The organism is uncultured Arenimonas sp., from assembly GCF_963976025.1.
In the GTDB taxonomy this organism is placed as follows: Bacteria; Pseudomonadota; Gammaproteobacteria; order Xanthomonadales; family Xanthomonadaceae; genus Arenimonas.
This window is the reverse complement of the sequence record NZ_CAXBJS010000046.1, coordinates 1-18,017: the sequence shown is the minus strand read 5'-3', so window position 1 is coordinate 18,017 and position 18,017 is coordinate 1. Positions and strand designations below refer to the sequence as shown.

16 protein-coding genes and 1 pseudogene are annotated in these 18,017 nt (G+C 68.5%); 9 read left to right on the top strand and 8 right to left on the bottom strand.

Going from position 1 to position 18,017, the window contains the following annotated elements:
- Positions 1-67: 67 nt before the first annotated feature.
- Genes AACZ35_RS05520 through AACZ35_RS05495 form a run of 6 tightly spaced genes read right to left on the bottom strand, consistent with a single transcriptional unit; the run spans position 68 to position 7,356 of the window.
- Entirely contained in the window at positions 68-1,387 is a 1,320-nt protein-coding gene (locus AACZ35_RS05520; RefSeq protein ID WP_339826932.1) for a HAMP domain-containing sensor histidine kinase, read from the bottom strand.
- A gap of 5 nt (positions 1,388-1,392) precedes the next feature.
- On the bottom strand, positions 1,393-2,754 hold the full coding sequence (locus tag AACZ35_RS05515) for a sigma-54 dependent transcriptional regulator (protein WP_339826930.1): 1,362 nt from the start codon (positions 2,752-2,754) through the stop codon (positions 1,393-1,395).
- 15 nt (positions 2,755-2,769) lie between these two features.
- Entirely contained in the window at positions 2,770-4,002 is a 1,233-nt protein-coding gene (locus tag AACZ35_RS05510; RefSeq protein ID WP_339826928.1) for an FtsX-like permease family protein, read from the bottom strand.
- 13 nt (positions 4,003-4,015) lie between these two features.
- On the bottom strand, positions 4,016-5,329 hold the full coding sequence (locus AACZ35_RS05505) for an ABC transporter permease (RefSeq protein WP_339826926.1): 1,314 nt from the start codon (positions 5,327-5,329) through the stop codon (positions 4,016-4,018).
- Between the two features lie 10 nt (positions 5,330-5,339).
- On the bottom strand, positions 5,340-6,059 hold the full coding sequence (locus AACZ35_RS05500) for an ABC transporter ATP-binding protein (RefSeq protein ID WP_339826924.1): 720 nt from the start codon (positions 6,057-6,059) through the stop codon (positions 5,340-5,342).
- Positions 6,060-6,087: 28 nt separating this feature from the next.
- Complete coding sequence (locus AACZ35_RS05495; protein WP_339826922.1) at positions 6,088-7,356, bottom strand: efflux RND transporter periplasmic adaptor subunit; 1,269 nt, start codon at positions 7,354-7,356, stop codon at positions 6,088-6,090.
- A gap of 220 nt (positions 7,357-7,576) precedes the next feature.
- Here AACZ35_RS05495 and glmS point away from each other — a divergent pair, with 220 nt between their 5' ends.
- From glmS to AACZ35_RS05465, 6 genes and pseudogenes are all read left to right on the top strand, one after another.
- Entirely contained in the window at positions 7,577-9,400 is a 1,824-nt protein-coding gene (gene glmS, locus AACZ35_RS05490; RefSeq protein WP_339826920.1) for a glutamine--fructose-6-phosphate transaminase (isomerizing), read from the top strand.
- 95 nt (positions 9,401-9,495) lie between these two features.
- Positions 9,496-10,230, top strand: coding sequence for a hypothetical protein (locus AACZ35_RS05485; protein ID WP_339826918.1), 735 nt, complete (start codon positions 9,496-9,498; stop codon positions 10,228-10,230).
- Positions 10,231-10,304: 74 nt separating this feature from the next.
- Entirely contained in the window at positions 10,305-10,985 is a 681-nt protein-coding gene (locus tag AACZ35_RS05480) for a cupin domain-containing protein (RefSeq protein ID WP_339826916.1), read from the top strand.
- Positions 10,982-11,704, top strand: a pseudogene (locus tag AACZ35_RS05475) (SDR family NAD(P)-dependent oxidoreductase); the annotation flags it as partial. The gene AACZ35_RS05480 and the pseudogene AACZ35_RS05475, both read left to right, overlap by 4 nt.
- Before the next feature lie 177 nt (positions 11,705-11,881).
- Positions 11,882-12,058 (top strand): oxidoreductase-like domain-containing protein, encoded by a 177-nt coding sequence (locus AACZ35_RS05470; protein WP_339826934.1) that lies wholly within the window; start codon positions 11,882-11,884, stop codon positions 12,056-12,058.
- A gap of 80 nt (positions 12,059-12,138) precedes the next feature.
- Positions 12,139-12,717: a TIGR00730 family Rossman fold protein gene (locus AACZ35_RS05465; protein ID WP_339826914.1), complete on the top strand. Its 579-nt coding sequence runs from the start codon at positions 12,139-12,141 to the stop codon at positions 12,715-12,717.
- Positions 12,718-12,720: 3 nt separating this feature from the next.
- Here the strand turns inward: AACZ35_RS05465 and AACZ35_RS05460 are convergent, their stop codons facing one another.
- Both AACZ35_RS05460 and AACZ35_RS05455 read right to left on the bottom strand, forming a co-directional pair.
- A complete protein-coding gene (locus AACZ35_RS05460) occupies positions 12,721-13,110 on the bottom strand; it encodes a TfoX/Sxy family protein (protein ID WP_339826912.1) in 390 nt (129 codons plus the stop codon).
- Positions 13,111-13,134: 24 nt separating this feature from the next.
- Complete coding sequence (locus AACZ35_RS05455) at positions 13,135-13,623, bottom strand: GAF domain-containing protein (RefSeq protein WP_339826910.1); 489 nt, start codon at positions 13,621-13,623, stop codon at positions 13,135-13,137.
- A 44-nt stretch (positions 13,624-13,667) separates the two neighbouring features.
- Here AACZ35_RS05455 and bioD point away from each other — a divergent pair, with 44 nt between their 5' ends.
- The 3 genes from bioD to AACZ35_RS05440 all read left to right on the top strand — a co-directional run.
- Positions 13,668-14,354, top strand: a complete 687-nt coding sequence (gene bioD, locus AACZ35_RS05450; RefSeq protein WP_339826908.1) for a dethiobiotin synthase — start codon at positions 13,668-13,670, stop codon at positions 14,352-14,354.
- Positions 14,355-14,512: 158 nt separating this feature from the next.
- Positions 14,513-15,700 (top strand): efflux RND transporter periplasmic adaptor subunit, encoded by a 1,188-nt coding sequence (locus tag AACZ35_RS05445; protein WP_339826906.1) that lies wholly within the window; start codon positions 14,513-14,515, stop codon positions 15,698-15,700.
- Between the two features lie 15 nt (positions 15,701-15,715).
- The coding region (locus AACZ35_RS05440; RefSeq protein ID WP_339826904.1) for an efflux RND transporter permease subunit at positions 15,716-18,017 on the top strand (2,302 nt) is incomplete at its 3' end.

Genomic DNA, 18,017 nt, shown 5'->3' with positions numbered 1-18,017 from the left:
ATCCCTTCTTTGCCGAAGGCAAAGTCAAAAGATTCGCGCCTGAAGGCGCTCCTACAAAGGCTCCGGCTCAGCTCTCGTCGGCTACGGGCAAGACCAGCGACACCTGCAGCCCACCCCCCTCGCGGTTGGAAAGCCCGATCCGGCCGCCGTGGGCTTCGGCGATTTCGCGCGCCAGCGCCAGGCCCAGGCCTGTGCCGCTGCGTTTGGTGGAATAGAACGGCACCAGCGCGTTGGCCAGCACGGCTTCGCCCATGCCGGTGCCGCGGTCGAGCACCTCGATGCGCAGCACGCCGCCGCCGCGACGCACGCGCAGCTGCACGTCTTCGGGCGCCGAGCCCGATTCGTGGGCGTTCTTGAGCAGGTTCAGCAGGGCCTGCTCCATCTGCGGCACGTCCACGCGCACCGAGCCCGGCGGCAGTTCGCCGTCGAGGCCGAAACTGATCTGGCTGCGCAGCCGGTCCACCAGCACCGTCCAGGGAGTGGCCTCGAGCCGCGGCGTCGGCAGCTTTGCGAAACGCGCATAGCCACGAATGAATCCCTCGAGGTGGCGGGCGCGTTCTTCGATCATGCCGAAGATCGCCTCCAGCTTTTCCGTCTGCCCCCGGCGCGTGAGCTCGGCACCGGAGTGCGCCAGCGACGCCACCGGCGCCAGCGAGTTGTTGAGTTCGTGGCTGATCACCCGGATCACCTTCTTCCAGGTCTGCACTTCCTGGCGGCGCAATTCGGTGGTGAGCTGGCGCAGCAGCAGCAGCTCGTGCGGGCGACCATTGAGGCGGAAGCCACGGCGCGCCAGGTGGTAAACCTCTTCTTCGTCGCCGTCGCCGACCGAAAACAGGCCGTCGCCGCCGCGCTCGAGCGCTTCGGAAAGCGCCGGCGGCGCTGCCTGCACCAGCGTTTCCAGGGCCAGGCCCTCGATCTTGCGTCCGTCGTTGAGCAACCGGCGCGCGGCCAGGTTGGCGTACACCACATGGCCGCCGTCGGCGACCAGCAGCATGGCCACCGGCGTGTTCTGCACCATGGTGTCGAGCAGCAGTTCGCGCTGCACCAGGGCCAGGCGCTGTTCGCGCAGCACGCCGCCCAGTTCGTTGTGGGCCGCGACCAGGTCACCCAGTTCATCGCGGTGCGCCCAGCGCAGGCCGAAGCTGAAGTCGCCGTCGCGGTAGCTGAGCGTGGTGCCGGCCAGGGCGCGGAACAGCGACAGCACCGGCCTCACCGCGCGCCGCATCAGCCACATTGAAAGCAGCAGGGCGACTGCCACGGCCACGAGGCCGGCCAGCAACGGGCTGTCGAGTTGCTGCGCCAGGAACAGGGCCAGCGCCACCGACACCGCGGCCACCCCGGCGCCAATCAGGGCCAGGGTGCCGGCGATCGAACGGCGCGTCGGCATGCGGGTCAGGGCCGGGCGATGCCCAGGCGCTCCATGCGGCGGTACAGGGCCTGGCGGCTGAGGCCGAGTTCGCTCGCGGCCTGGGCCACCACGCCGCCGGCGCGGGCCAGGGCCTGTTCGATGCCGTCGCGGTCGAGTTCGGCCTCGTTGCCCTGGCTCCCCGCGGCGGGTGTGGTGGACGCCGGCAGGCCCAGGTCGCCGGCCTGGATGACCGGGCCGGCGCTGAGCAGGCAGGCGCGCTGCATCACGTTCTTGAGCTCGCGCACGTGGCCGGGCCAGGCGTGGCGAAGCAGCGATTGCACGGCGCCGTCGGACAGCGACTTGCCCTCGGTCAGGAAAGACTGCGCCAGCGGCAGGATGTCGCGCGGGCGTTCGGCCAGCGGCGGAATGCGGATTTCGATGACGTTGAGCCGGTAGTACAGGTCTTCGCGGAAGCGGCCGTCGCTGATCATCGCCGGCAGGTCGGCATTGGTGGCGCTGATCACCCGCACCTTGACCTGCTTTTCCTTGTTCGAACCCAGCCGGGTGAACCGGCCGGTTTCGAGCACGCGCAGCAGTTTCATCTGGCCTTCGGGCGGCAGGTTGCCGATTTCGTCCAGGAACAGGGTGCCGCCGTCGGCCGCTTCGAACTTGCCCTCGCGGGCCTTGCCGGCGCCGGTGTAGGCGCCGGCGTCGGCGCCGAACAGCTCGGCCTCGATCAGCTCCGACGGCAGCGCGCCGCAGTTGAGCGTGACGAAGGGGCCGGTCTTCACCGATGAATTGGCCTGCAGAATTTCGGCGATCTTTTCCTTGCCCGACCCGTTCGGCCCGGTCACCAGCACCGGCACGTCGGCGCGCGCGACCTGGGTGGCCAGGCACAGCACGCGCTCCATCGCCGGGTCGGCCCAGACCAGGCCGCGCAGGTCGTGGTCGCGTTCGAGCTCGCGCCGCTGGCGGCTGTCGCGGCGGGCGCATTCGGCCATGGCGCGGGTGGCCTGGCCCAGTTCCAGCAGGTTGCCCACGGTCGCCAGCAGCTTGCGGTCGTCCCAGGGTTTGGCCAGGTAGTCGGCGGCACCGGCCTTTACCAGGTCCACCGCCGCTTCCAGGTGGGTCCAGGCGGTAAGCAGGATCACCGGAAGGTCCGGGTGGGCCTCGCGGATGGCCTTGAACAGCGCCTCGCCTTCTTCGCCCGAGGTGGTGTCCTGGGTGAAGTTCATGTCCTGGATGACCAGGTCGACGGCCTCGGCCGACAGCAGCGCCAGGCCCTCTTCGGGCGACGAGGCCTTCCGCGTGCGGTAGTCGTGCAGCGAAAACAGCACGTCCAGCGCGGCGGCCACCGACGGGTTGTCGTCGATGACCAGCAGGGTGGCTTGGGTCGGTTGCGGCATGGGCCTAATCTACCTTCACGCCGTGCGCGTGGCGATGGCCGGCGGCACCGCCGCCGCGCGCCAGGCCGGGCCCAGCACCGCAAGCAGGCCCAGGATCCACATCGCCAGCATGGTCAGGCCGAGGTAGGTGACCGGCAGGCGGGGCAACTCGAGTTCCGAGACCAGGAAGTTGTTCAGGGCGAGGGCCAACGCCAGGCCGGCGATGACGCCGCCGGTGGTGATCAGCACGTTCTCCAGCAGGAAGTAGCGAATGATGTCTTGCCGGCGGGCGCCCAGGGCGCGTCGCACGCCGATCTGCTTGCGGCGCTGGTTCACCCACAGCGATGCCATGCCGACGATGCCGCTGGCGGTGATCAGCAGCAGGAACACGGTCACGGCGATCAACAGGCCGGCCATCATGTTCTCGCCCGAGTAGCGCCGTGCCCGGTATTCGACGAAGGTTCGTTTGCCCAGCAGCACACGGTCGTTGCGAAGGGCCAGCAGGGCCTTCTCCACCTGGGTCATCACCCGGTCCTGCGAACCCGGTTCGGTCCGGACCGAGTACCTTGTGAACGGATCTATGTAATGGATCGGGAAGATGACGCTGTCCTCGGCCCGGGCGCTGGCCGGCGCGCTCGGCGACTGCAAACGCTCGACCACGCCGACGATCCGCACACCTTCGGCATCGTCGCCGCCGCCCATGTAGAACACCTTCCCGACGTAAGACGACGCGTCCGGGAAGAGTTGCTTGGCCAGGGACAGCGTGACGATCACGAGCGAGGGCTGGGACTGGTCGAGCTGCGGATTGAACTCCTGGAACTCATCGGGTTCGAAGGCCCGGCCCTCCACCAGCGTCAGGCCGAAGGTGTCGATCAGCGAATCACCCATGCCGTTGAAGTAGAGCGTGGCACCGAGGTTGCTGTTCTGGTCGCCGCGCGTGGCCGTCAGGCCACCGTTGTTCCAGCTCGACTGGCCAAGGGGCACCTGGTTGGTCCAGGTGGCCGCGACGACGCCCGGAATGGCCTTGATCGCCTCCAGGTCGCGGCGCTGCATGTCCGCGATGTCGTTGATCTGTCGATGGGGGTAGAAACGGATCTCGGCCAGGTTCTGCTCGTCGGCGCCGGTCGGCCGGGCCGCGGTCGAAAGGCGGTCACGGATGATGTAAAGCGCGTTGCAGACGATGGCCAGTGTAAGTGCAACCTGCGCAGCGATGAGAAGCGGCGCGGTCTTGTTGCGCATCATGGCGGAGAGGATCGGACGGATTTCCATGGCAGGTCCTCGGTTATTGGCTCTTGAGCTGCAGGGCGGGCACCACCTGGCAGGCGCGCCAGGTCGGCAGCAGGCCGGCCAGCAGGCTGGCGACGATGGACAACGCGATCGCGGTGGCCAGCATCATGCCGTCCACGTAGGTGATCTGGGCGATGCCCTGGTCGAAATGGCGGATGTACGCAAGCGCGCCGAAGGTCATCGCCACGCCCACCGTGGCACCGACCAGGCCGATCACGCCGGCTTCCGTCAGGTATTGCTTGAAGACTTCGCGCCGGGTGGCGCCGAGCGCACGGCGCACGCCGATCTCGCCGGGACGGGCACTGAACTTGGCCAGCAGCAGGCCGACGGTGTTGACCAGGCAGACCAGCAGGAAGCCGAAGGCCAGCCAGGTCGAAGTGCGGGTGTCGTCGCTGACCACGCCGTATTCGTCCAGCCACTCCATCACGTCGTGCAGGCGGTTGTTCGTGGGTCGCGGAAAGCGGTTGAGCGCCCTCTGTTCCGCGACATAGGCGGCCAGGTAGTCGGCGTACTGCTGTCGGTCCGCGGCACTGTCCAGTTCGGCCCAGTACTGCACCCACGTGCATTCCGACGCCAGGTAGCCCTTGAAGCCGGGCGCAGGCGGGTTCTCGCTGCAGTCCATGCTGCCGTTGCGCTCCAGTTCCAGGGCAACGGCCGCGCGGATCGGTATGAAGACGTCTTCGCTGGTGTCGAAGCTGTTGTTGCCGATCAGGCGGTAGAACTTCGGCACCGGGTTCCAGGTATCGGCGACGCCGACGATGGAGAAGTCGGTGTCATTGACCTTCAGGCTCTTGCCGACCGGATCCACGCCCTCCCCGAATACCCGTTCGGAGAGGCTGCGGCCGATCACCAGCACGTAGGTACCCCTGGCGTCGTCGTCCTCGCTCCAGGCCTGGCCGTAGAGGAAGGGCACGTCGAACATGGCGAAGAAGTCGCGGCCGACGGCGACACCGTCGCTGAAGAAGGGCGGCAGGTCGTCGCGGCCCGAATTGATCGCCGGGCCGAGGCCGTAGATCGGGGTCTGCCGCTGCGCCTTGGCCTGTTCCCACAGCGCCATGGCGTCCATATAGGTCACCTGCTGTGGCGGGTCGGTTACGGTGGCGGGCTGTTCTGCCGGGTAGTTGTCCAACCGCGGATAGACCAGTCGGTCGCTCTTGTGCGGGATCGGGTCGCCGGACATGCCGTGCAGCAGCGTCAGCGTGGTCATGCTGGCGGCCACGCCGACCGACAGCGTGAGCACCATCAGCGTGGTGAGCACGGGGTTGCGGCGCAGGCTGCGGAAACCCAGGCCCAGGTAGTAGCGGAACATGGCGTGCTCCTCAGGCTTCGGCTGAATGGGCGGCGACGGCCGCGAGCGAGCGCTGCGTCTCGTGCGTCAGGTCCGAGACCTGGCCGTCGATGATGTGCACGTTGCGGTGCGCGCGCGCGGCCAGTTCGGGGTCGTGGGTCACCATCAGGATGGTGGTGCCGGCGGCGTTGATTTCCTCAAGCAGCTCCATCACGCCGCGGGCCATCTGCGAATCCAGGTTGCCGGTCGGTTCGTCGGCCAGCAGCAGCTTCGGCGAGCCGGCCAGGGCGCGCGCGATCGCCACGCGCTGCTGCTGGCCGCCGGACAGTTCGGCCGGGTAGTGCTTCATGCGCGAGGCCAGGCCGACCTGGGCCAGGGCATCCTCGATGCGCTTCTTGCGTTCGGCGGCGCCGAAGCCGCGGTAGCGCAGGGGCACGTCGACGTTGTCGAACAGGTTCAGGTCGGGGATCAGGTTGAAGCCCTGGAAAATGAAGCCCAGCTTCTCGTTGCGCAGCTTCGAACGGGCCGAGTCGTCCAGGCCGCGCACGTCCACGTTGTCGAGCCAGTATTCGCCGCCGGTGAATTCCTCGAGCAGGCCGGCGATGTTGAGGAAGGTGGTCTTGCCCGAACCCGAGGGGCCGGTGACCGCTACGAATTCGCCTTCCTTGACGTGGATGTCGAAGCCGCGCAACGCGTGCGTTTCGATCATGTGGGTTCGGTAGACCTTGCTCAGGTTGTTCATGCGCATCATGGCGGGATGTCTCCTCGGGTCGTTCGGTTCAGTCGTTGATGGCGACGCGCTCGGCGTCTTCGAAGTTGTCGGTGCCGGAGATGACGATGCGCTCGCCGGGCTGGAGGCCCTCGAGGATCTCGACTTCGCCGACGCTGGTGGCTCCCAGCACGATCGGGCGACGCACGGCGATGCCATCCTCGACCACATAGGCGTGGCGGCCGCCGTGCTGCTCCACGAAGGGGCCGCGGGCGACCTTCACCACGTCGGGCTTTTCCTCGAACAGGACGCGCGCCGACAGGCGCTGGTTCTGGCGCAGGCCGGGCGGCTGCTCGCCGTCGAAGCGCACCCGCGCCAGCACCTGGTTGCCCACCACCTCCGGGGAGATGGCCGAGACCTTGCCGGTGGCATTGGTTGCGCCCACGCGCACTTCGGCGGTCATGCCCAGGCCCAGGTCCTTGGCGTAGGACTCGGGCATTTCCAGCTCCACTTCGAGCCGGCTCAGGTCAACCACGGTCATCAGCGGCGCATTGGGCGCCACGACCGCGCGATCGGCGACGTTGAGCGTGCCGATGACGCCGTCGACCGGGGAGCGCACGTTCAGTTCATCCACGCGGCGCTCGAGGTTGGCGGCCAGCAGGCGCTGGCGCTCGAGCAGTTGTTCCTGGGTCTTGAGGCCAAGGGCCACGTCCTGCGCCTCGAGTTGGGCCGCGGTGCCGGCGTGCTTGCTGCGGATGTCGGCGCTGGCCATGGCGTCCTGGGCGCGCAGGAAATCGACCTTCGCGATCGCGCCCAGTTCGAAGCCGCGTTCGGCACGCTGCAGGTCGCGCAGGGCGGCCAGGCGCGTAACCTCGGCATCGTCGGCCTCGCGCTGGGCCAGCAGGCTGGATTTGCGCGCCAGGATCCGCTGGCGCGCAACCTCGGCCTCCAGCTGCGCCAGCGTGGCCTTTTCGCGCTGCAGTTCGTTCTGCAGCTCCGGCGAATCCACCACCGCCATGACGTCGCCGCGTTTGACGCTGTCACCCGCGTTGGTCTTGAGCGTCACGGTGCCGCCGGCCGGGGCGTACAGCGTGGGGCTGACCGCGGCGACCACGCGGCCGTTGACGGCGGCATCGCGCACCAGCAGGCCGCGGCTGACTTCGGCAAAACGCAGGCGCTCGGCCGATACCGCGCCGGCGCTGCCCAGCCAGCCGCTGAGCAGCCAGCCCACGAAAACCACCGCCATCACGGCCGCGCCGGCCAGGTACAGCGGCTTGCGGGAGCGGGGCGCCTGGGCCTGGGAAAGGCTGCGGTCCTGGGCGGAGGTGTCGCGGATCATCGGCAAATCCATCTGGTTCAGGTCTGCCTTGGATGATGCAACCACCGTGCCAATGCATAAGTCACTGATTGAAAAGGTCTTGGCGGCTGTCCGCGGCGTCCGGACGGCCCCTGGCCGGACACCCGCCGGACGCCCGCGCGGCGCCTGCGAATCCTTCGCCCGCGGAAAGCCACATCCTTCACTTAAACTTGCTGGCCAGTCACCAAGGAACGCATCGCCCATGTGTGGAATCGTCGGCATCAGCGCCAACCGGCCCATCGTCCAGCACCTGATCGCCGGACTGGCCGCGCTGGAATACCGCGGTTACGACTCGGCCGGCGTGGCCCTGCTCACCGGCGACGGCATTTCCCGCCTGCGCGCCAAGGGCAAGGTCCGCGACCTGGTCGCCCTGCAGGCCGAAACCGGCCTGGACGGCCACTGCGGCATCGCCCACACCCGCTGGGCCACCCACGGCGTGCCCAGCGAAGGCAACGCGCACCCGCACGTGTCGGGCGACGTGAGCCTGGTGCACAACGGCATCATCGAAAACCACGCCGCGCTGCGCGCCGAGCTGCAGGCCGAAGGTTATGAGTTCAGCTCGCAGACCGACACCGAAGTGGTGGCGCACCTGGTCGAGCGCGCACAGCGCCAGGGCCTGTCGCTGCTGGCGGCGGTGCAGGAAACGGTGAAGCGCCTGCACGGCGCCTACGCCATCGCGGCGATTTCCGCCCGCGAGCCGGGCACGGTGGTGGGCGCACGCTACGGCGCGCCGCTGATCGTCGGCCTGGGCGAGGGCGAACAGTACCTGGCCTCGGACGTGCATGCGCTGCTGCCGCTGACCAAACGTTTCATGTACCTCGACGAAGGCGACGTCGCCGAAGTCACCGTCGGCGGCATCCGCATCTTCGACGCCGACGGCCAGCCGGCCCAGCGCGAGGTCAAGGAATCGCACTTCAGCGCCGACGCGGTCGAGCTGGGCGACTACGCCCACTACATGCTCAAGGAAATCCACGAACAGCCGGTGGCCGTTGCCGACACCCTGGAAGGCCGCATCGCCGGCGGCAAGATCCTGACCCAGATCTTCGGCGTGGATGCCGATCGCCTGCTGGCCGACACCCAGGCCGTGCACATCATCGCCTGCGGCACCAGCTACCACGCCGGCCTGGTGGCGCGTTACTGGATAGAACAGCTGGCCGGCGTGCCCTGCACCGCGGAAATCGCCAGCGAGTACCGCTACCGCGACCCGGTGGTGAAGGAAGGCACGCTGTTCCTCACCATTTCCCAGTCCGGTGAAACCGCCGACACGCTGGCTGCGCTGAAGCTGGCGAAGGACCGGCCGTACCTGGCGCGCATGGCCGTGTGCAACGTGCCGGAATCGTCGATCGTGCGCGAGTCTTCGCTGGTGCTGATGACCCGCGCCGGCCCGGAAATCGGCGTCGCCTCGACCAAGGCCTTCACCACCCAGCTGGTGGCGCTGGCGCTGTTCTCGCTGGCGCTTGCGCGCGTGAAGGGCCTGGACGACGAGCGTTATTTCGACGGCGTTCGCCAGCTCGAGCGACTGCCGGGACATATTGCTGAAGTGCTCAAGCTCGACGACGAAATCAAGGAGCTGGCCGAGCAGTTCATCGGCAAGCACCACGCGCTGTTCCTGGGCCGCGGCACGCACTGGCCGGTGGCGATGGAAGGCGCGCTCAAGCTCAAGGAAATCAGCTACATCCACGCCGAGGCCTACGCCGCCGGCGAGCTCAAGCACGGTCCGCTGGCCCTGGTGGACGAAGACATGCCGGTCATCGCGGTGGCGCCCAACGACCGCCTGATCGACAAGCTCAAGTCCAACCTCGAGGAAGTGCGCGCCCGCGGCGGCGTGCTTTACGCCTTCGTGGACGAAACCGTGGCCCACGGCCTGGACGCCGCGCGCGTGGTCATCCTGCCCGCCTCGGGCGAAATCGCCGCGCCCATCATCTCCACCATCCCGCTGCAGCTGCTGAGCTACCACGTTGCCGTGCAGCGCGGCACCGACGTCGACCAGCCGCGCAACCTGGCCAAGTCGGTGACGGTGGAATAAGCGGCAGATGGTTCGCGTCCTGCCGCGGCTGCGGCTGGCCGGCCACGGAGGTGTCAACTAGACTGCAGGTCATCTCGTGCCTGCCGGAAATTCCCATGCGCCCCTGGTTTTCTTGTTTGCTGCCCTGCCTGCTTGCACTTGTCGCTTCGGTCCCCGCGATGGCCCAGGACCGCATCTTCGACATCGTGCCGCCGGCCGGCAAAGAGGTGCAGATGGTCGACGGCTACACCGTGCTGCGGCAGGCCGGCAGCCAGTACGGCGCGGTGCTGACCTACATGCCCGAGTCGGATTCGACGGCGTGGATCCCGGTGGCGGTGCTCAATACGTCCGGCGGCCGGCTCAAGGTTGGCACCAAGGGCGTCAGCGCCCGCAGCGGCGGGGCCGAACTCAAGGTCTGGTCGACCACCGGCCTGATCCGCCTGGCCAAGGAGGGCAGCATCAGCGCGCCGCCGGCGTTGGCCGAGGCGGCGAACCCGTCCGGCACGCCGGCCCCGGCGCAGAACGACGCGCCCGTGGCGCCGCGCAAGGCCGAGACCGTCGGCACGTTCCAGCCAGGCGAGCAGAGCCAGACCCTGGCCACGACCAACAACCGCGCCAGCCGCAGCAACGCCCAGGAGAAACAGCACGACCTCGCCGTCGCCCAGGTCACCGCCCTGCGTGATCGCCTGTTCCGCGACAAGACCATCGACGCGCGCGAAGTCGGCCGCGGCGACGTCCGCATCAACCTGCCGCCGCGTCGCGGCGACGGCCAGCCGGCCGAGTTCGTGCTGACGCTCAACTTCGGCGGCGAGGCCATGGACGTTACCTATCGCGAGCGCGTCACGCGCTGACCACAAGCCCCGCCATCCACATCCCGCCCACGCCTCCGGGCGCAGACTCGGCACCCGGAAACCCCGAGCCGCCCATGCGCCTGAACGCCGATTTCACCCAACGCATCGTCATCCGCCCCGGCGACACGCCCTGGCAGGCCTCGCCTTCGCCGGGCGTGACGCGGCGGATGCTCGACCGGGTCGGCGACGAAGCCGCGCGCGCCACCAGCCTGGTGCGCTACGCGCCGGGCTCGGTATTCCCCGAACACGCCCACCCCGACGGCGAAGAAATCCTGGTGCTCGACGGAGTATTCACCGACGAGCGCGGCGAGCACGGCCCCGGCACCTACCTGCGCAACCCCGACGGCAGCCGGCATGCACCGCGCAGCGCCGGCGGCTGCACGCTGTTCGTGAAGCTGCGGCAGTTCCAGCCCGGCGACAGCGAATCCGTACGCATTGATACCCATGCCGCCGACTGGCGCCCGGGCCTGGTGCCCGGCCTGCGCGTGATGTCGCTGCACTCCTTCGGCACCCAGCACACCGCGCTGGTGGACTGGGCCCCGGGCACGGTGTTCCAGCCGCACACGCACTGGGGCGGCGAAGAAATCCTGGTGCTCAGCGGCCAGTTCGAAGACGAATATGGCGTTTACCCCGCCGGCAGCTGGCTGCGCAGCCCGCACCTTTCCCAGCACGCACCGCGGGCGCCGCTGGGCGCGCGAATCCTGGTCAAGACCGGGCACCTGGACGCGGATTTCCTGCGGCGGTGGGCGGCATGAAGAAGGCCCTGGGCGCGGCGTTCTTCTACGCGCGTTTCGCGCTGCCGTTCTCGCGCATCGGTTTTCGGCGTCGCGTCGGAGGGGCCGGGCTGGACGCGGAGTTCAGCGGCCAGCGCTGGGTGGTCAGCGGCGCCACGGGCGGCATCGGCCGGGCCATCGCGCTTGGCGCGGCGGCGCGCGGGGCGACGGTGCTGGCGCTGGGGCGCAACCGCGGCAAGCTGGAGACATTGGCGGAGGCGGCCACCGGCGCCGGGCGCATCGAACCGGTCGCCGTGGACCTGTCGCTGATGCGCGACGTGGCGCGCGTGGCCGGTGAAATCGCCGCGGCCGGCCCGGTGCACGTGCTGGTGCACAACGTCGGCGTGATGTGCCACGCCTTCGAACAGACGGACGAAGGCCTGGAGCGCGGCTTCGCCACCAACCTGCTGGGCCACTGGGTGCTCGACCAGGGCCTGCGCCGCGGCGGCGCGCTGCACGAAGGCAGCGCCATCATTTCCATGAGCTCGGGTGGCATGTACGGCGCCGCGCTGGACCTGGACGCGCTCCAGGCCGCCGACGCCGCCAGCCATGACGGCTTCACCGCCTATGCCCAGCACAAGCGCGCGCAGGTGGAACTAACCCACTACTGGAACAGCCTTGGCCCGGGCCAGCCGCGAGCGTGGGTGATGCACCCGGGCTGGGTGGACACCGACGGCGTGCGCAGCGCGCTGCCTGGCTTCCGCAGGCTGTTCGGCGCGGTGCTGCGCGATGCCGGTGAAGGCGCCGACACCGCGCTGTGGCTGGCCGCCACGCGACCCGATACCGGCGAAGGCATCTGGCTGGACCGCCACCGCGACGGCGAACACGCCTTTGGCTTCACACGCGAGGGCGCGAAGTCCGAAGCGCTGGTAGCCGCCCTGCGTGCGCTGGCGCCCCGGCAAGACCCGCGCCCGGTCGAACCCGAGCGTCCCTTGCCGACGGATTGCTGCGACGGCGGCTGCGCGGTCTGCGTCTTCGACAGCTACGCCGAGGACATGGACCACTACCGCGAGCAGCTGGCGCTGTGGCGGCAGCGGTATCCCGGCCGCGACTGAAGGCGCAGGCCCGCCATGCCAGCCGCGGCGCCCGGATCCGGTGGCACAATAGCGGCCCCCAGCCGTCCCGGATTCCCGCCATGCGCGTCTGTGTCTACGCCGCTTCCAGCGCCCGCGTGGCGCCCGAATTCCATGCCGCTGCGCGCCAGCTCGGCGAAACCCTCGCCGCCAACGGCTGCAGCATTGTTTACGGCGGCGGCTCGCAGGGCCTGATGGGTTCGCTGGCCGACGGCGCGCTGTCGCAGGGCGGCGAAGTGACCGGCATCCTGCCGCGCTTCATGGCCGACCTCGAGTGGGGGCACCCGGGCCTGACCCAGCTGGAGCTGGTGGAAGACATGCGCGAGCGCAAGCACAAGCTGCTGACCGGTTCGGATGCGGTGGTGGCGCTGCCCGGTGGCTGCGGCACGCTCGAGGAACTGTTCGAGGCGATCACGCTCAAGCGCCTTGGTATCTACTTCAGCCCGATCCTGCTGCTGAACGTGCGCGGTTTCTACGCGCCGCTGCAGGGTTTCATGGAGTCGGTGATCGAAGAGCGTTTCATGAACCCCGAACACGCGGCGATGTGGTCGCTGGTCGATCGCGTCGAAGACGTGCTGCCGACCATCAGGGCCACGCCGGCCTGGCGCGAAGACGCGCGCGACTACGCGGTGGTCCGCTAGGGCTTAGTCGTCGCGCGAGGACGAGGGATCGTCGAAGCCGAAGCCCGGGCCGGGCATGTCGCTTTCATCTTCGCCGTCCAGGCGCACGGTTTTCACCGGCGCGGCGACCGGCATGCGCTTGTTCTTGGGCAGCGGCAGCTTGGCGACTTCGTCGCCGGCGGCCAGCACCAGTTCGCTGCGGCGCTCGTCCGGGATTTCCTGCCAGTGGCAGCCCAGGATCGCGCCTTCGAGCGCGTAAAGCAGGTTCAGGCTGGGCTTGAAGCCGGCGCGCTTGACCCGTACGAAAGCCGCCAGCGCACCCACCGATTCCAGGTCTTCCTGGCTGCGGATGCCCGTCTGGCGCAGCCAGGCGGCGGACTTCGGGCCGATGTTGCGCAGTTTTGTTCCAGTCATGCCTGTTTCCTGTTCCCTGCCATGTCAGGCGGGGCCCAACGTCTGGATGAACGCAGCAGCGATGGATTCGAGGCCAGCCTGGTCGTCGGCGTCGAAGCGGTCGGTCACCGGGCTGTCGAGATCGAAGACGCCCACCAGCGTGTCGCCGAGGTACAGAGGCACCACCAGCTCCGAGCGCGAAGCCGCGTCGCAGGGGATGTGCCCCGGGAAGGCCTCGACGTCGGCAATACGCTGGGTCTGCCGGGTCTGGGCGGCAGTGCCGCAGACGCCGCGGCCCAGGGCGATGCGCACGCAGGCCGGGTGGCCCTGGAAGGGGCCGACCACCAGTTCCTTGCCGTCGTAGAAATAAAAGCCGACCCAGTTGAGCTGCGGCAGCGCGTGGTAGACCAGCGCCGAGAGGTTGGCGGCGTTGGCGATCCGGTCGGGTTCGCCGTGCATCAGGCCGCGGGCCTGTTCAAGCAGCTGTTCGTACTGTTCGGCCTTGCTGCCGGTGAGGCTGGACTGCGCGAACATCGGCGCTCCATGGTTCGGGGTCGGGGCGGTTATTGTATGCGGCCATGGACACCGACGTTTTCACCCGCGGCTGCTTCGTCACCGGCACCGACACCGGCGCCGGCAAAACCTTCGCGTCCACCGTGCTGCTGCACGCCATGCGCCGCGACGGTCGCCCGGCCGTGGGAATGAAACCGGTTGCCAGCGGCTGCGAGCGCAGCCACGAAGGCTGGCGCAACGAAGATGCGCTTGCGCTGCAGGCCGCCAGTGACCCCAAGCCCGACTACCAGCTGGTCAATCCCTACGCCCTTCCCGAACCGACCGCGCCGCAGATCGCCGCCGCGATGGCCGGCGTGCACGTCGAGCTGCCGACCCTGCTGGCCGCCTACACGGCGCTGTCGGCCCAGGCCGGCGGCCGTGTGCTGGTGGAAGGCGTGGGCGGCTGGCTGGCGCCGCTGGCCGACGGACTGGAGCAGGCCGACCTGGCCCGGGCCCTGGATCTGCCGGTGGTGCTGGTGGTGGGCCTGCGCCTGGGCTGTTTGAACCACGCGCGGCTGACTGCCCGCGCCGTGCTCGCCGATGGCTGCCGGCTGGCCGGCTGGATCGGCAACCAGGTCGAGGCCCCGGGTCCGCACGCGGCGGCCTACCTGGACCTGCTGCGGGACGCCCTGCCGGGTCCCTGCCTGGGCGTCCTGCCCTACGCGCCCGGGTCGGCGCCGGCCGGACTGGCCGCGAAACTGTCGCTGGGCTGAACCGCCCGCCCGGAAAGGGGCCAAAACCCCCGGAACCAGGCCATCAGTTGGCTTGACAGCGGCCGATTCAAACCTAGAATGACCGTTCACTCTTTTCTGTTCGCGCCGGCTCCCCGGCCTGCGACCGACCCCGTTTTCCTTATTCCAAGAGGCATCCCATGTCCGCGTCTGCCCGTTCCCGGCGTCCCCTGGCGCTTGTCGCCGCCGCCAGCCTGCTGCTGGCCGCCTGCTCCGGCGAGCAGGCCCCCATGCAGATGCCCACGCCCGAAGTCACCGTGGTCACGCTAAAGGCCCAGCCGGTGCCGCTGACCCGCGACCTGGCCGGCCGCACCGTGCCCTTCGTGGTCGCCGAAGTGCGGCCGCAGGCCACCGGCATCGTCGAAAAGCGCCTGTTCGAGGAAGGCAGCCTGGTGAAGGAAGGCCAGGTGCTCTACCAGCTCGACGACGCGACCTACCGCGCCGCCCGCGCCGCCGCCGCCGCCAACCTGGCCCGCGCCCGGGCCTCGGCCACCTCGGCGCGCCTGGCCGCCAACCGTTCCACCGAACTGGTGGCGCAGAAGCTGGTGTCCGAGCAGGACCACGAGCGCACCATGGCCGCCGCCGCCGAGGCCGCCGCCGACGTCGCCGCCTACCAGGCCGCGCTGCAGTCTGCCGACGTCAACCTGGGCTACACCCGCATCACGGCGCCGATCTCGGGCCGCGCCGGCAAGTCCAGCGTCACCCAGGGCGCGCTGGTCACCGCCAACCAGGAAGCCGCCCTGGTGACGGTGCAGCAGCTTGACCCGATCTACGTGGACCTGTCGCAGTCGGCGTCGGAGCTAATGCAGCTGCGCCAGGACGTCGAGGCCGGCCGCGTTCAACAGAGCACCGTCGAAGCGAAGATCCTGCTCGAGGACGGCACGCCCTACGCGCACGCCGGCGTGCTGGAGTTCACCGACGTCACCGTTGACCCGGGCACCGGCAGCTATTCGCTGCGCGTGCGCGTGCCCAATCCCGACAACCTGCTGCTGCCGGGCATGTACGTGCGCGCCGTGGTCGAACTGGGCACCCGCCCGGACGGCATCCTGGCGCCGCAGCAGGGCATCAGCCGCGACGCCAAGGGCAATGCCACCGCGCTGGTGGTCACCGCCGAAGGCAAGGTCGAACCGCGCGTGGTCGCCACCAGCCGCACGGTCGGCGACCAGTGGCTGGTCGACGACGGCCTGCAGGCGGGCGACCGCGTGATCATCGAAGGCCTGCAGAAGGTCCGGCCCGGCGGCAACGCCACTGCCGTGGAAGCCGGCAAACCACAGGCCGCCGGCGCGGCCCCCCCGCGGGACGCCGACGCGTCCCACGCCGCCAAGTAAGCCGGGAGTCCACGCATGGCAAGGTTCTTCATCGATCGCCCGATCTTCGCCTGGGTGATCGCCATCATCATCATGCTCGCCGGCGGCCTGGCGCTGACCCAGCTGCCGATCTCGCGCTATCCGACGATCGCGCCGCCGACGATCACGGTCAGCGCCAACTACCCTGGCGCCTCGGCGCAGGCCGCTGAAAACGCAGTCACCCAGATCATCGAGCAGGCCATGACCGGGCTCGACGGCATGGACTACCTGTCTTCGACCAGCGACTCCAACGGCTCGGTTTCCGTCTCCCTGACCTTCAAGAACGGCACCGATCCGGACGTCGCCCAGGTGCAGGTCCAGAACAAGCTGCAGCGGGTGACGGCGTTGTTGCCCGGCGTGGTACAGCAGCAGGGTCTGTCGGTAAACAAGGCATCCACCAGCTTCCTGCAGGTGCTGGCTTTCGTGTCTGAAGACGGATCCATGGACCGGAACGACATCTCGGACTTCGTGTCGGCAAACATCGTCGACCCGATCAGCCGCGTGCCGGGCGTGGGCAGCGTGCAGCTGTTCGGCGGCAAGTACGCCATGCGCATCTGGCTGGACCCGGGCAAGTTGAACACCTACCAGCTGTCACCGAGCGACGTCGTGGCGGCGGTGCAGGCGCAGAACGCACAGGTGGCCGTCGGTCAGCTCGGCGGAACCCCGGCCATTGATGGGCAGCAGATCAACGCCACGATTACAGCCCAGGACCGCCTGCAGACCCCCGAACAGTTCCGCAACATTGTCGTGCGTGCCAATGCCGACGGTTCGACCTTGCGCCTGGGCGACATCGCCCGCGTCGAGATCGGGTCGGAAAGTTATTCGGTGATCAGCCGCTACAACGGCAAACCGGCTGCCGGTCTTGCGGTTTCCCTCGCCACCAATGCCAATGCGCTGTCCACCGCCGACGGCGTGGCGGAGCTGATCGAAGAAATGAAACCGAACTTCCCCCCGGGGATGACGGTGAAGATTCCCTTCGACACGACGCCTTTCGTGCGCGCTTCCATCACCGAGGTGGTCAAGATCCTGCTCGAGGCGTTTGTCCTCGTGTTCCTGGTGATCTTCCTGTTCCTGCAGAACTTCCGCGCCACGCTGATCCCGACCATCGCGATCCCGGTGGTCTTGCTGGGCACGCTGGGCATCCTGATGGTGCTGGGTTTCTCGATCAACATGCTGACCATGTTCGCCATGGTGCTGGCGATCGGCCTGCTGGTGGATGACGCCATCGTGGTGGTCGAGAACGTCGAACGCCTGATGAGCGAAGAAGGCTTGTCGCCGCTTGAGGCGACCCGCAAGTCCATGGATCAGATCACTGGCGCGCTGATCGGCATCGGCTTGGTGCTGGCCGCCGTGTTCATCCCGATGGCGTTCCTGTCCGGCTCCACCGGTGTTATCTACCGCCAGTTCACGGCGACGATCGTTTCGGCCATGGGCCTTTCGGTGCTGGTCGCCATCGTGCTGACGCCAGCGCTTTGCGCCACCATGCTCAAGCCGCTCAAGAAGGGCGAACACCACGGTGAGAAGGGTTTCTTCAAGTGGTTCAACAACCGCTTCGACGCCGGCAACAAGCGCTACCAGGGTTTCGTTGGCACCATGCTGCGCCGCGGCGGCCGCTTCCTGGCCCTCTATGCGCTGCTGGCGCTGGCGATGCTGTTCGTGTTCTCGCGCGTGCCTTCGTCCTTCCTGCCCGACGAAGACCAGGGCGTGGCCTTCACCATCGTGCAGACGCCGGTCGGTGCCACGCAGCAGCGCACCCAGAAGGTTATGGAGCAGGTAGAGCAACACTACCTGCAGAACGAAGCCGACATCATCGAGTCCACCTTCGCCGTGCAGGGTTTCAGCTTCGCCGGCAGCGGCCAGAACAACGGCATGGTGTTCGTGAAGCTCAAGAACTGGGACGAACGAACCAGCGACGAGGCCAGCGTCACCGCGATGGTCGGTCGTGCCATGGGCGCCTTCAGCCAGATCAAGGACGCCATGGTGTTCGCGCTGGCGCCGCCGCCGGTGACCGAACTGGGCACCACGGGCGGCTTCAACCTGTACCTCAAGGACAACCAGAACCAGGGCCACGAGGCGCTGATGGCAGCGCGCAACCAGCTGCTGGGCCTGGCCTCGCAAAGCCCGCTGCTGACGCAGGTGCGCCCGAACGGCCAGGAAGATTCGCCGCAGTTCCGCCTGGACGTGGACAACGACAAGGCCGCCGCCCTGGGCGTGTCGGTGGCCGAAATCAACAACACGCTGTCGGTGGCCTGGGGTGGTCGTTACATCGATGACTTCATCGACCGCGGCCGCGTGAAGC

Bases quoted from the DNA above. Each gene is read 5' to 3' on its own strand.
- AACZ35_RS05520 (WP_339826932.1), bottom strand. From the start codon at position 1,387: ATGCCGACGCGCCGTTCGATCGCCGGCACCCTGGCCCTGATTGGCGCC.
- AACZ35_RS05515 (WP_339826930.1), bottom strand. From the start codon at position 2,754: ATGCCGCAACCGACCCAAGCCACCCTGCTGGTCATCGACGACAACCCG.
- AACZ35_RS05510 (WP_339826928.1), bottom strand. From the start codon at position 4,002: ATGGAAATCCGTCCGATCCTCTCCGCCATGATGCGCAACAAGACCGCG.
- AACZ35_RS05505 (WP_339826926.1), bottom strand. From the start codon at position 5,329: ATGTTCCGCTACTACCTGGGCCTGGGTTTCCGCAGCCTGCGCCGCAAC.
- AACZ35_RS05500 (WP_339826924.1), bottom strand. From the start codon at position 6,059: ATGATGCGCATGAACAACCTGAGCAAGGTCTACCGAACCCACATGATC.
- AACZ35_RS05495 (WP_339826922.1), bottom strand. From the start codon at position 7,356: ATGATCCGCGACACCTCCGCCCAGGACCGCAGCCTTTCCCAGGCCCAG.
- glmS (WP_339826920.1), top strand. From the start codon at position 7,577: ATGTGTGGAATCGTCGGCATCAGCGCCAACCGGCCCATCGTCCAGCAC.
- AACZ35_RS05485 (WP_339826918.1), top strand. From the start codon at position 9,496: ATGCGCCCCTGGTTTTCTTGTTTGCTGCCCTGCCTGCTTGCACTTGTC.
- AACZ35_RS05480 (WP_339826916.1), top strand. From the start codon at position 10,305: ATGCGCCTGAACGCCGATTTCACCCAACGCATCGTCATCCGCCCCGGC.
- AACZ35_RS05465 (WP_339826914.1), top strand. From the start codon at position 12,139: ATGCGCGTCTGTGTCTACGCCGCTTCCAGCGCCCGCGTGGCGCCCGAA.
- AACZ35_RS05460 (WP_339826912.1), bottom strand. From the start codon at position 13,110: ATGACTGGAACAAAACTGCGCAACATCGGCCCGAAGTCCGCCGCCTGG.
- AACZ35_RS05455 (WP_339826910.1), bottom strand. From the start codon at position 13,623: ATGTTCGCGCAGTCCAGCCTCACCGGCAGCAAGGCCGAACAGTACGAA.
- bioD (WP_339826908.1), top strand. From the start codon at position 13,668: ATGGACACCGACGTTTTCACCCGCGGCTGCTTCGTCACCGGCACCGAC.
- AACZ35_RS05445 (WP_339826906.1), top strand. From the start codon at position 14,513: ATGTCCGCGTCTGCCCGTTCCCGGCGTCCCCTGGCGCTTGTCGCCGCC.